The sequence below is a fragment of the Bacillus sp. SCT118 genome, assembly GCF_058566435.1.
The window spans coordinates 1,763,362-1,776,169 of record NZ_CP191225.1; the positions used below are offsets into that span (position 1 = coordinate 1,763,362).

The 12,808-nt window shown below is 44.7% G+C and carries 16 protein-coding genes; all 16 read left to right on the forward strand.

The features are described from left to right. Positions 1 to 34: 34 nt before the first annotated feature. The 16 genes from ACQVGT_RS09135 to lysA all read left to right on the forward strand — a co-directional run bounded on the left by ACQVGT_RS09135 (position 35) and on the right by lysA (position 12,806). On the forward strand, positions 35 to 262 hold the full coding sequence (locus tag ACQVGT_RS09135; protein WP_003230440.1) for a YqzK family protein: 228 nt from the start codon (positions 35 to 37) through the stop codon (positions 260 to 262). 7 nt (positions 263 to 269) lie between these two features. Next, positions 270 to 1,160, forward strand: coding sequence for a site-specific tyrosine recombinase XerD (xerD, locus tag ACQVGT_RS09140; protein WP_004398985.1), 891 nt, complete (start codon positions 270 to 272; stop codon positions 1,158 to 1,160). Between the two features lie 160 nt (positions 1,161 to 1,320). After that, positions 1,321 to 2,505: a phosphopentomutase gene (deoB, locus tag ACQVGT_RS09145; RefSeq protein WP_015251776.1), complete on the forward strand. Its 1,185-nt coding sequence runs from the start codon at positions 1,321 to 1,323 to the stop codon at positions 2,503 to 2,505. A gap of 12 nt (positions 2,506 to 2,517) precedes the next feature. After that, entirely contained in the window at positions 2,518 to 3,333 is an 816-nt protein-coding gene (locus ACQVGT_RS09150) for a purine nucleoside phosphorylase I, inosine and guanosine-specific (protein WP_003230447.1), read from the forward strand. Between the two features lie 154 nt (positions 3,334 to 3,487). After that, the gene (dacF, locus tag ACQVGT_RS09155) at positions 3,488 to 4,657 is read left to right on the forward strand and encodes a D-alanyl-D-alanine carboxypeptidase DacF (protein ID WP_015483403.1); all 1,170 of its coding nucleotides are present in this window, start codon (positions 3,488 to 3,490) and stop codon (positions 4,655 to 4,657) included. A gap of 95 nt (positions 4,658 to 4,752) precedes the next feature. Then, on the forward strand, positions 4,753 to 5,106 hold the full coding sequence (spoIIAA, locus tag ACQVGT_RS09160; protein ID WP_003223957.1) for an anti-sigma F factor antagonist: 354 nt from the start codon (positions 4,753 to 4,755) through the stop codon (positions 5,104 to 5,106). Then, positions 5,103 to 5,543 (forward strand): anti-sigma F factor, encoded by a 441-nt coding sequence (spoIIAB, locus tag ACQVGT_RS09165; RefSeq protein ID WP_014477237.1) that lies wholly within the window; start codon positions 5,103 to 5,105, stop codon positions 5,541 to 5,543. The genes spoIIAA and spoIIAB overlap by 4 nt, the downstream gene beginning before the upstream one ends. 11 nt (positions 5,544 to 5,554) lie before the next feature. After that, positions 5,555 to 6,322: an RNA polymerase sporulation sigma factor SigF gene (gene sigF, locus ACQVGT_RS09170; RefSeq protein ID WP_003230458.1), complete on the forward strand. Its 768-nt coding sequence runs from the start codon at positions 5,555 to 5,557 to the stop codon at positions 6,320 to 6,322. Positions 6,323 to 6,448: 126 nt separating this feature from the next. Beyond that, on the forward strand, positions 6,449 to 7,069 hold the full coding sequence (gene spoVAA / locus ACQVGT_RS09175; RefSeq protein ID WP_015483402.1) for a stage V sporulation protein SpoVAA: 621 nt from the start codon (positions 6,449 to 6,451) through the stop codon (positions 7,067 to 7,069). Next, positions 7,059 to 7,484 (forward strand): stage V sporulation protein SpoVAB, encoded by a 426-nt coding sequence (gene spoVAB, locus ACQVGT_RS09180; RefSeq protein WP_003230463.1) that lies wholly within the window; start codon positions 7,059 to 7,061, stop codon positions 7,482 to 7,484. Before spoVAA ends, spoVAB begins: the two co-directional genes overlap by 11 nt. Before the next feature lie 12 nt (positions 7,485 to 7,496). Further along, positions 7,497 to 7,949: a stage V sporulation protein AC gene (spoVAC, locus tag ACQVGT_RS09185; protein WP_003223947.1), complete on the forward strand. Its 453-nt coding sequence runs from the start codon at positions 7,497 to 7,499 to the stop codon at positions 7,947 to 7,949. A 12-nt stretch (positions 7,950 to 7,961) separates the two neighbouring features. Continuing rightward, positions 7,962 to 8,978 carry a stage V sporulation protein AD gene (gene spoVAD, locus ACQVGT_RS09190; RefSeq protein WP_003230465.1) on the forward strand — a complete coding sequence of 339 codons (1,017 nt, stop codon included), beginning with the start codon at positions 7,962 to 7,964 and terminating at the stop codon, positions 8,976 to 8,978. A 1-nt stretch (position 8,979) separates the two neighbouring features. After that, positions 8,980 to 9,330 (forward strand): stage V sporulation protein AE, encoded by a 351-nt coding sequence (gene spoVAE, locus ACQVGT_RS09195; protein WP_003230467.1) that lies wholly within the window; start codon positions 8,980 to 8,982, stop codon positions 9,328 to 9,330. A gap of 7 nt (positions 9,331 to 9,337) precedes the next feature. Next, complete coding sequence (gene spoVAEA, locus ACQVGT_RS09200) at positions 9,338 to 9,949, forward strand: stage V sporulation protein SpoVABEA (protein WP_003230469.1); 612 nt, start codon at positions 9,338 to 9,340, stop codon at positions 9,947 to 9,949. Continuing rightward, positions 9,900 to 11,381, forward strand: coding sequence for a spore germination protein SpoVAF (spoVAF, locus tag ACQVGT_RS09205; RefSeq protein WP_003230471.1), 1,482 nt, complete (start codon positions 9,900 to 9,902; stop codon positions 11,379 to 11,381). The genes spoVAEA and spoVAF overlap by 50 nt, the downstream gene beginning before the upstream one ends. Before the next feature lie 105 nt (positions 11,382 to 11,486). Then, entirely contained in the window at positions 11,487 to 12,806 is a 1,320-nt protein-coding gene (lysA, locus tag ACQVGT_RS09210) for a diaminopimelate decarboxylase (protein ID WP_015483401.1), read from the forward strand. Positions 12,807 to 12,808 lie beyond the last annotated feature (2 nt).

Below are 12,808 nucleotides of genomic sequence, written 5' to 3' on the forward strand. Positions count from 1 at the left end.
ATAACTGGAACCATAGGAAAGGATCGATTAGGACATGGGAAGATTCCTGAAAACAGCTGTCGATGCATTGAAAGTTTTCATCCTGTTTACCGGTTTTACCGCTTTGTTCTATTATGCTATGATATGGGTGAATCAAGAGTATGAAAACTATCATCGGTATGATAAACCGGAAGGCTCCGCTGTAAAAGTTGTTGAAATGGATCAGGATGAAAAAGGCGGATGGTTCGACCGGTTGATCTTTTTTTACCAAAACGGGGAGTAGATCAAGAGTGAAAGATCAAATAAAGGATTTCATCCACTACGTTATGGTAGAGAGAGGGCTCTCTCAAAATACGATCGTATCCTATGAACGTGACTTGAAAAGCTATTCTCTCTACTTAACAGAAACCCTTCATGTTACGGATTGGAATCACGTTACCCGCATACATATTATCCAGTACTTAAAGCATTTGAAGGACTCGGGGAAATCCGGCAAGACATCGGCGCGGCATTTGGCATCCATTCGCTCTTTTCATCAATTTCTGCTCAGAGAAAAAGTAACGGATAAGGACCCTTCCGTTCATATCGAAACACAAAAGACGGAACGGGCGCTTCCGAAGGTGCTCGCACTCAATGAAGTCGAGCGATTATTGGACACGCCTAAGCTGACGAGCCCATTCGGCTATCGGGATAAAGCAATGCTGGAGCTGCTTTATGCGACAGGCATACGAGTCAGTGAAATGATTGAGTTGAAAACGGCAGATGTTCATTTATCTATGGGGTTTATCCGATGCTTTGGCAAAGGAAGAAAAGAACGGATTGTGCCAATTGGTGAAGCCGCCGCTTCCGCCATTGAGGAATATATGACAAAAGCCAGGGGAAAACTGTTAAAGAACAATGTGTCTGACGCCCTCTTTTTAAATCATCACGGCAAACAGATCAGCCGCCAGGGATTTTGGAAGAACCTGAAAAAAATCGCGTTGGAAGCCGGCATTAAGAAAGAGCTGACTCCGCATACGCTCAGGCATTCCTTTGCGACGCATCTGCTTGAGAACGGGGCAGATTTAAGAGCGGTGCAGGAAATGCTCGGTCATGCGGATATATCCACGACGCAAATTTATACGCATGTGACGAAAACAAGGCTGAAGGATGTGTACAAGCAGTTTCATCCGCGAGCATAGCCGCAGGTGGCTGCGGCTTTTTTGTTTAGAGCGACAGAAAATATTGAAGTTTCTCATTATTTTCAAATACATTGTCAACGGGAATGAAAACGGTTTATACTTGAGTTGTCAGACCTCTTAGCGATACAATAGACGTATAGAAAAAAAGGAGGCTTTCAAGATGCCTGCATACAAATATAATCGTGTGTTTTTAATTGTGATGGACTCAGTCGGAATCGGCGAAGCGCCGGATGCCGCTGACTTTAATGATGAAGGCGCTCATACGCTCGGTCATATTGCCGAGCATATGAACGGATTACATATGCCGAATATGGCAAAGCTCGGCCTTGGTCTTATCGAAGATATCAAAGGTGTAGAAAAAACAGAACATCCGCTTGCCTACTATGGAAAAATGCAAGAAGCGTCAAACGGAAAAGATACGATGACCGGCCATTGGGAGATTATGGGTTTATACATTGATAAACCATTTAAAGTGTTCCCGGAAGGCTTTCCTGATGAATTGCTTCAAGAGCTGGAAAAGAGATCTGGCCGCAAAATTATTGGAAACAAGCCGGCTTCCGGCACAGCGATTTTGGATGAGCTTGGTCAGGAGCACATGGAGACAGGGGCTTTAATTGTTTACACGTCTGCTGACTCTGTTCTGCAAATTGCCGCTCACGAAGAGGTTGTGCCGCTTGAGGAGCTGTATCGCATTTGCGAAACGGCGAGAGAGCTGACGCTTGATCCGAAATATATGGTTGGCCGCATTATTGCACGGCCGTTCGTCGGAGAGCCGGGTCAATTCAAACGGACGCCAAACCGCCATGACTATGCCCTTAAACCGTTTGACCGTACTGTCATGAATGAATTGAAAGACAGCGGCTTAGATGTGATTTCAATCGGTAAAATCTCTGATATTTACGACGGAGAAGGCATTACTTCTTCACGCAGAACGGTTTCTAATATGGACGGAATGGACAAGGTGATCGATACGCTGGGAGAAGACTTTACGGGTCTGAGCTTTGCGAACCTTGTTGATTTTGACGCGTTATTCGGACACCGCCGTGACCCTGAAGGCTACGGACGCGCGCTTGAAGAATTTGATGCGCGGCTTCCGGAAGTGTTTGAAAAAATGAGAGAAGACGATCTGTTAATTATTACAGCCGACCACGGCAATGATCCGATTCATCATGGGACTGACCATACACGCGAGTATGTGCCGATTCTCGCCTACAGCAAAAAACATAAGAAAGCGCAAATGCTGCCGCTTGCTGATACATTTGCTGATATCGGCGCAACGATCGCTGATAATTTCCAAACGAATAAACCGAAATACGGGAAAAGCTTTTTATCTTTATTACAATAGGGGGACTGTTTCTTGAAGGACAGAATTGAACGCGCAGCCGCTTTTATTAAACAAAACCTGCCGGAATCTCCGAAGATTGGCCTTATTTTAGGCTCAGGTCTTGGCATTTTGGCGGACGAAATCGAAAATCCGGTCAAGCTGAAATATGAAGACATACCTGAATTCCCGGTATCTACTGTTGAAGGGCATGCCGGACAGCTTGTGCTTGGCACTCTTGAAGGAGTTTCCGTCATTGCAATGCAGGGCCGCTTTCATTTTTATGAAGGCTATTCAATGGAGAAAGTCACATTCCCTGTACGCGTGATGAAAGCGCTCGGTGTGGAAGCGTTGATCGTGACAAATGCCGCAGGCGGTGTCAACACTGAATTCCGTGCGGGAGACTTAATGATTATTACCGATCATATCAACTTTATGGGAACAAACCCGTTAATCGGGCCAAACGAAGCTGATTTCGGCGCCAGATTTCCAGATATGTCTTCAGCCTATGACAAAGATCTATCCAGCCTGGCTGAAAAGATTGCGAAAGACCTTAATATCCCAATTCAAAAAGGCGTGTACACTGCTGTGACAGGACCTTCTTACGAAACACCGGCAGAAGTCCGTTTCTTAAGAACGATGGGCTCTGATGCTGTCGGCATGTCTACTGTTCCGGAAGTCATTGTGGCGAATCATGCGGGAATGCGGGTTCTTGGCATTTCCTGCATCTCTAACGCGGCAGCCGGAATTCTGGATCAGCCTTTAAGTCACGATGAAGTTATGGAAGTGACCGAAAAAGTAAAAGCTGGATTCTTGAAGCTTGTTAAAGCGATCGTCGCTCAGTACGAATAAATATGAATCAATGCAGGATCAAAAGACAGCTGTGTCTGATATCACACAGCTGTCTTTTTTTATGCCCAAAATTCGAAACATTTTCCATCAGTGGCGTATAAAACCATCCCGCTTGGAAAAAATAAAAAGGATTATGAAATGGAGGGCTTTTGAGATGAAACGTCTTTTATCCACTTTGTTGATTGGTATAATGCTGCTTACATTTGCACCGTCTGCATTTGCAAAACAAGACGGAAAACGTACATCGGAGCTTGCTCATGAAGCGAAGTCTGCGGTGCTGATAGAACGTGACACGGGAAAAGTGCTTTACAACAAGAACAGCAATGAGAGACTGGCGCCTGCAAGCATGACGAAAATTATGACGATGCTTTTGATTATGGAAGCTTTAGATAAAGGCAAAATCAAAATGAGTGATAAAGTCCGTACAAGCGAGCATGCGGCGTCAATGGGCGGCTCACAGATATTCCTTGAGCCCGGCGAAGAAATGACTGTCAAAGAAATGCTGAAAGGCATCGCAATCGCTTCGGGAAATGACGCTTCCGTCGCCATGGCTGAATTTATTTCCGGCTCTGAAGAAGAATTTGTGAAGAAAATGAATAAAAAAGCAAAAGAGCTGGGATTGAAAAATACATCCTTTAAAAACCCAACAGGACTGACCGAGGAAGGACACTACAGCTCTGCTTATGACATGGCAATCATGGCTAAGGAATTATTGAAATACGAATCAATTACGAAGTTTACCGGCACGTATGAAGATTATCTGCGTGAAAATACAGATAAAAAGTTTTGGCTTGTGAATACAAATCGCCTTATCAAATTTTATCCTGGTGTAGACGGCGTAAAAACAGGCTATACAGGCGAAGCGAAATATTGTCTGACTGCTTCGGCTAAAAAAGGAAACATGCGGGCCATAGCGGTTGTATTCGGAGCGAGCACGCCTAAAGAAAGAAACGCGCAAGTGACAAAAATGCTTGACTTCGCCTTTAACCAGTATGAAACGCATCCTTTATATAAACGAAATGAAACAGTAGCAAAAGTAAAGGTCAAAAAAGGGAAACAAAAATTTATCGAACTCACTACATCTGAGCCGATTTCAATATTGACGAAAAAAGGCGAGGATATGAACGATGTGAAAAAAGAAATCAAGATGAAGGACAATATTAGTGCTCCGATTCAAAAAGGCCAAGAGCTTGGCACTCTTGTTCTGAAAAAGGATGGAGAAGTACTCGCTGAAAGTCCTGTTGCTGCAAAAGAAGATATGAAGGAAGCCGGGTTTATCACATTCTTGAAGCGGACGATGGGAGACTGGACAAAATTTAAGTAATTATGCCGAATGACCACTAGTTTTGTCACGGTGAAGGAATTCATTCCGTCGAAATCGAAACACTCATTATCCGATCATATCAAGGAGGAATGAGCATGAGCCTTGGAATTGACATGCATGTCAAAGAATCTGTGCTTTGTATTCGATTAACAGGCGAACTCGATCACCATACGGCTGAAACCCTGAAGCAAAAAGTGACTCAATCATTGGAGAAGGATGATATTCGCCATATCGTGCTGAACTTGGAGGACCTTTCCTTTATGGACAGCTCGGGGCTTGGCGTTATTTTAGGAAGATACAAGCAAATTAAGCAAATTGGCGGGGAAATGGTCGTTTGCGCTATCTCTCCTGCGGTGAAGCGATTGTTTGATATGTCGGGCCTGTTTAAAATTATCCGATTTGAACAATCTGAACAGCAGGCGCTCCTGACACTGGGGGTGGCATCATGAAAAATGAAATGCACATTGAGTTTTCTGCCCTCAGTCAGAATGAATCGTTCGCCCGTGTGACAGTTGCTTCATTTATAGCTCAGCTGGACCCGACAATGGATGAACTGACTGAAATCAAAACAGTCGTGTCAGAGGCTGTCACGAATGCGATTATCCATGGATATGAAGAGAACTGTGAAGGGAAAGTTTACATTTCAGTGACGCTGGAAGATCATGTCGTATATATGACTATTCGTGATGAAGGCTTAGGCATTACAGATCTTGAAGAAGCCCGTCAGCCTCTATTTACGACTAAGCCTGAGCTTGAGCGCTCTGGAATGGGCTTTACCATTATGGAAAATTTCATGGATGATGTCAGTATCGATTCATCGCCTGAAATGGGAACAACGATTCGCTTAACAAAGCACTTATCAAAAAGCAAAGCGCTTTGTAATTAAGGAGATTTGTTATGGATGTGGAGGTTAAGAAAAACGGCAAAAACGCTCAGCTGAAGGATCATGAAGTAAAGGAATTAATCAAACAAAGCCAAAATGGCGACCAGCAGGCAAGAGACCTCCTCATAGAAAAAAACATGCGTCTTGTTTGGTCTGTCGTACAGCGGTTTTTAAACAGAGGATATGAGCCTGACGATCTCTTCCAGATCGGCTGCATCGGGCTGTTAAAATCTGTTGACAAATTTGATTTAACCTATGATGTGCGTTTTTCAACGTATGCAGTGCCGATGATTATCGGAGAAATCCAGCGGTTTATCCGTGATGACGGAACCGTAAAAGTATCAAGGTCATTAAAAGAGCTCGGAAACAAAATCCGGCGGGCGAAGGATGAGCTTTCGAAAACACTGGGCAGAGTGCCGACGGTGCAGGAGATCGCTGACCATTTGGAGATTGAAGCTGAGGATGTTGTACTGGCCCAAGAGGCGGTAAGGGCTCCATCTTCGATTCACGAAACCGTTTATGAAAATGACGGAGATCCGATTACCCTGCTTGATCAAATCGCTGACAACTCAGAAGAAAAATGGTTTGACAAAATTGCGCTGAAAGAAGCGATCAGCGATTTGGAGGAAAGGGAAAAACTAATCGTCTATCTCAGATATTATAAAGACCAGACACAGTCCGAGGTGGCTGAGCGGCTCGGGATCTCTCAGGTTCAGGTTTCCAGGCTTGAAAAGAAAATATTAAAACAGATCAAGGTTCAAATGGATCATACGGATGGCTAGTCTGCAGTGCAGGCTAGCTTTTTTGTGTGCAAAAGCGTGGTAATTTATGGTCTTTTCGAGCGGATGAATGAGAACAAAATCGAACCACATACTACATATATAACCACCGAAAGATGGTGATCAATGATGGAACGACGAATATTTATCCGGCTTCGCCACCGGGTGCTGGCACATCCAGGGGATATTATTACCGTTGGAGATGCCGCACAAATAGAAGGGCAGCTTCAGCTGAAAAAGAAACTTTCGGCTATGCCGCTTTATCAGGTGAGCGAAAAAGATAAAAATATCGTAATTCTGGATATCATACAAGTCCTCAGAGCCATTCATTTACAAGATCCGGCACTTGATGTTCAAACCGTAGGCGGAGCAGAAACCATTGTTGAAATTCAGTATCGAAAGCGAAATTTATCAACGGTTCTATTTATCGGTGTCTGGCTGCTTCTGTTTATTGGATCGTGTCTTGCCATCATGAACTTTCATGAGGATGTAAGCATGAGAGATGTTCATATCGCACTATATGAAATCATAACCGGAGAGAGGAATGACTATCCATATTTGCTTCAAATCCCATACAGCATCGGTTTGGGACTGGGGATGATCGTGTTTTTTAACCACATATTTAAAAAGCGCCTAAATGAAGAGCCCAGCCCGCTGGAGGTTGAGATGTTTAACTATCAGCTTGATCTCGATCAATATGTGGCCATGCATGAGAATCAAGAAACCATAAAGGATCTGCATGATCGTTAGTGTATTGTTCATTATTTTTGTTGGGCTCGGCGGAGGCATAACGGTGGGGGCGGGTTTCGTTGCTTTTTTAACCGTAATGGGAATCATTCCGCGGCTGATGCAGCTCACCAAAACAATGAGATTTGTTCAGGCTTATGAAGCGGCTGTTATTCTTGGCGCGGTTTGCGGGGGATGGGAGACGCTTCATATGAATCATCTTTATCTAACAAAATGGATAGCTGTGCCGGTCGGGCTTCTGGCAGGTTTGTTCGTCGGGATGCTAGCGGCTGCTCTTACAGAGGTTTTAAATGTCCTGCCGATTTTGGCGAAACGAATCGGGCTCAGAAGTAAAATCATTATTTTATTAATGGCCATCGTGATTGGGAAAATCGCGGGATCTTTATTTCACTGGCTGTACTTTATTGACCATTCATAAGGAGGTTTCAAGATGACAAACATAAAAGAAAATTACAAATCAAAAGTGAAAACATATCAGCCTAAGCCGCCTTACGTCTGGAACTGTGTAAAAGCCTTTTTAGTGGGCGGACTGATTTGTGCAATCGGGCAAGGTCTGCAAAATTTTTATATCCATTTTTTTGATTTCAATGAAAAAACTGCGGGGAATCCAACAGCTGCAACGCTGATACTAATTTCTGCCCTGCTTACAGGGTTCGGCATCTATGACAGAATCGGACAATTCGCAGGAGCAGGTTCAGCCGTACCTGTCACAGGTTTTGCCAACAGTATGGCAAGCGCGGCTCTTGAATATAAAAGCGAAGGATTAGTGCTTGGAGTAGCGACAAATATGTTTAAACTGGCAGGAAATGTTATTGTTTTCGGAGTTGTAGCTGCATACATCGTTGGAATGATTCGGTTTGCTTTTGAGAAACTGATGTCATAGGAGGAGAAGAAAATGAAATTAACAGGAAAGCAAACCTGGGTATTTGAACATCCCATATTTGTCAACTCAGCGGGAACGGCAGCAGGACCAAAGGAAAAAGACGGACCGCTCGGCTCTTTATTTGATAAAACCTATGACGAAATGCATTGTAATCAAAAAAGCTGGGAGATGGCGGAACGGCAGCTGATGGAAGACGCTGTTAATGTTGCGCTTCAAAAAAACAATCTGACAAAAGATGATATTGACCTATTGCTGGCAGGCGACTTGCTGAACCAAAACGTGACGGCTAACTATGTGGCAAGACACTTGAAAATCCCATTTCTTTGTATGTTTGGCGCCTGTTCAACATCAATGGAAACAGTGGCTGTCGCATCAGCCTTAGTTGATGGCGGGTTTGCCAAAAGGGCACTCGCTGCCACCAGCAGTCACAATGCAACTGCGGAAAGACAGTTTCGCTATCCGACAGAATACGGAGGGCAAAAACCGGACACTGCTACCTCCACTGTAACCGGAAGCGGTGCAGTTGTCATCAGTCAGACACCGGGTGATATCCAAATCACAAGTGCGACTGTCGGAAAGGTTTCTGATTTAGGAATTACAGATCCTTTTGATATGGGATCGGCTATGGCTCCGGCTGCAGCTGATACGATTAAGCAGCACTTTAAAGATCTCAACCGGACAGCGGATGATTATGATCTAATCCTGACAGGTGACCTGTCAGGCGTCGGTTCTCCAATCGTAAAAGACATTTTAAAAGAAGATGGATATCCAGTCGGCACAAAGCATGATGATTGCGGGCTTCTGATTTACACTCCGGATCAGCAGGTCTTTGCCGGGGGGAGCGGCTGTGCTTGTTCAGCGGTTGTCACCTACTCTCATATTTTTAAGCAGCTGAGAGAAGGAAAATTAAACCGTGTATTTGTCGTGGCGACCGGGGCGCTATTAAGCCCGACGATGATCCAGCAAAAAGAAACCATCCCGACTATCGCCCACGGGGTTGTATTTGAGCGTGCAGGAGGTGCATCTTAACATGGACTACCTTTTGGCTTTTGTCTGCGGCGGGGCCATTTGTATCGTCGGCCAGCTGCTCTTGGATATTTTTAAATTGACGCCAGCTCATGTCATGACATCATTTGTTGTAATCGGTGCAATATTAGATGGTTTCGGCATTTACGATAAATTTATTGAATTTGCCGGAGGAGGCGCCACCGTTCCGATCGTCAGCTTCGGTCACAGTCTTCTGCACGGTGCCATGCATCAGGCGCATATACACGGATTTATCGGAATCGGCATGGGGATTTTTGAGCTGACCTCGGCCGGTATCTCAGCCGCTATTCTCTTCGCCTTTATCGTAGCTGTTATTTTCAAACCGAAAGGATAATGCCGACATGACGACAAAACGCAAGGTCATACTGGTAACAGACGGGGATGTTTATGCCGCTAAAACAATTGAATACGCCGCAAGCAAAGTGGGAGGTCGGTGTATTTCACAATCAAAAGGGAATCCTTCCACCCGCAGCGGCGCCGAGCTTGTCAAGCTGATCGCCTCAGCACCGTATGATCCTGTATTTGTCATGTTTGACGACTCAGGCCTTCAAGGAGAGGGTCCGGGAGAAGCCGCTCTAACCTATGTCGCAACCCATCCGTCTATTGAAGTGCTCGGTGTGATTGCGGTCGCGTCAAAAACACATCAGGCTGAATGGACCAGGGTCGATGTAAGCATTGACCGCAATGGAGAAATAACTGAATACGGCGTCGATAAAGTTGGGGAAAGAGAATTTGATGACCACAGAATGAGTGGAGATACAGTCTATTGCCTTGATAAACTTGATCTCCCGCTTATTGTCGGTATCGGGGATATCGGCAAAATGGGCAGAAAAGACGATATCTCAAAAGGGTCGCCAATCACCATGAAAGCGGTCGAGTTTATTTTAGAAAGGAGCGGGTATCATGCCGGACCACAAGGAAGAGAAAATTCGGGTTTATCGGAATCCAGCTAAAAATGAAGAGTACTTCAAAAACCGTGTCGGGATGGGGACAAGCTATGATGTAGGTGTTCGCAAGCTCACGATTTTAGATAAAGAGATCCAGCTTTACTATCTAAATGGATTATGCGATACAGCCTATATTATTCATTTAATGAGAGAGCTTGTTGCCATTAACAATCGGAAAGAAGACCCTGATGAGCTGGTCGACATCGTCGAAAACAGGCTGCTTAACGCCCAAGTCGAAAAAGTAAAAACCTTGGATGAAACCACCGACCAAGTGCTGTCCGGGCTCGTCGCGGTCATTGTTGAAGGTGCAGGTTTCGCATTTATAATTGACGTCAGAAGCTATCCGGGCAGAAACCCGGAAGAACCTGATACGGAAAAGGTAGTCAGGGGAGCCAGAGACGGATTTGTTGAAAATATCGTCGTCAATACGGCCCTTCTCAGAAGGCGGATCAGAGACGAACGCCTTCGAGTCAAGATGACTAAAGTTGGTGAGCGGTCAAAGACGGATTTAAGCATTTGTTATATAGAAGATATAGCTGATCCGGATCTGGTTGAGATCGTAGAAAAAGAAATTGCATCCATTGATGTCGATGGATTAACAATGGCAGACAAAACTGTCGAGGAATTCATTGTGAATCAAAGCTATAATCCTTTTCCGCTCGTGCGCTATACAGAAAGACCGGATGTGGCCGCAAATCATGTTCTAGAAGGCCATGTTATCATTATAGTGGACACATCGCCGAGTGTAATCATTACCCCGACGACTTTATTTCACCATGTGCAGCATGCTGAAGAATATAGGCAGGCGCCTTCAGTCGGGACCTTTTTAAGATGGGTAAGATTTTTCGGTATTCTTGCTTCTACTTTATTTCTTCCGATCTGGTTTCTCTTTGTGCTTCAGCCTGATCTGCTCCCGGACAACATGAAATTTATCGGATTAAATAAAGATACGCATATCCCGATCATCCTGCAGATATTTTTAGCTGACTTAGGAATCGAGTTTCTCAGAATGGCTGCCATTCACACCCCGACGGCTTTATCGACAGCAATGGGTTTAATTGCCGCTGTTCTGATCGGGCAGATTGCGATTGAGGTCGGCCTTTTTTCTCCTGAGGTGATTCTGTACGTCTCACTTGCGGCGATTGGAACCTTTACGACGCCTAGTTATGAATTAAGCTTGGCAAATAAAATGAGCCGTCTTGTCCTCATGATACTCGTTGCCTTATTTCATATAAAAGGTCTCGTCATCGGATTTACAGTGCTAATTATTGCCATGGCAAGCATCAAATCCCTTCAGACACCGTACTTATGGCCGCTGATTCCCTTTAACGGAAAGGCGCTGTGGCAGGTTCTTGTCCGCACAGCGAAACCTGGCGCAAAAGTAAGACCCAGTATCGTTCACCCCAAAAATCGCTTAAGACAGCCTACCAATTCATAATCGCATTGAAACTGACTGAAGAGTATGATAATGTATGTCTTAATTATGAAGGGACAGTCCATAAAACTGTCCTTTCATCCATAAGCGGAGAAAGAGGGAATGACATTGTTCTTACACGGCACAAGCAGACAAAATCAACATGGTCATTTAGAAATCGGAGGTGTGGATGCTCTCTATTTAGCGGAGAAATATGGAACACCTCTTTACGTATATGATGTGGCTTTAATACGTGAGCGTGCTAAAAGCTTTAAGCAGGCGTTTATTTCTGCAGGGCTAAAAGCACAGGTGGCATATGCGAGCAAAGCATTCTCATCAGTCGCAATGATTCAGCTCGCTGAGGAAGAGGGACTTTCTTTAGATGTCGTATCCGGAGGAGAGCTATATACGGCTGTTGCGGCAGGCTTTCCGGCGGAACGCATCCACTTTCATGGGAACAATAAGAGCAGGGAAGAACTGCGCATGGCGCTTGAGCACCGCATCGGCTGCATTGTTGTGGATAATTTCTATGAAATTGCGCTTCTTGAAGACCTATGTAAAGAAACGGGTCACTCCATCGATGTTCTTCTTCGGATCACGCCCGGAGTAGAAGCGCATACGCATGACTACATTACAACGGGCCAGGAAGATTCAAAGTTTGGTTTCGATCTTCATAACGGACAAACTGAACGGGCCATTGAACAAGTATTACAATCGAAACACATTCAGCTGCTGGGTGTCCATTGCCATATCGGCTCGCAAATTTTTGATACGGCCGGTTTTGTGTTAGCAGCGGAAAAAATCTTCAAAAAACTAGACGAGTGGAGAGATTCATATTCATTTGTATCCAAGGTGTTGAATCTTGGAGGAGGTTTCGGCATTCGTTATACGGAAGATGATGAACCGCTTCACGCCACTGAATACGTTGAAAAAATTATCGACGCTGTGAAAGAAAATGCTTCCCGTTACGGTTTTGACATCCCGGAAATTTGGATCGAACCGGGCCGTTCTCTCGTGGGAGACGCAGGCACAACCCTTTATACGGTTGGCTCTCAAAAAGAAGTGCCGGGTGTCCGCCAATATGTGGCAGTAGACGGAGGCATGAACGATAATATTCGTCCTGCGCTTTACCAAGCTAAATATGAAGCTGCGGCAGCCAACAGGATCGGAGAAGCGCATGACAAAACGGTATCGATTGCCGGAAAGTGCTGTGAAAGCGGAGATATGCTGATTTGGGATATTGACCTGCCGGAAGTAAAAGAAGGCGATCTACTTGCCGTTTTTTGTACAGGCGCTTATGGATACAGCATGGCCAACAATTATAACCGTATTCCGAGACCCGCCGTTGTATTTGTCGAAAACGGTGAGGCTCATTTAGTCGTGAAGCGAGAAACATACGAAGATATTGTAAAACTTGATCTGCCATTTAAAACGGGTGTAAAGCAATAAAA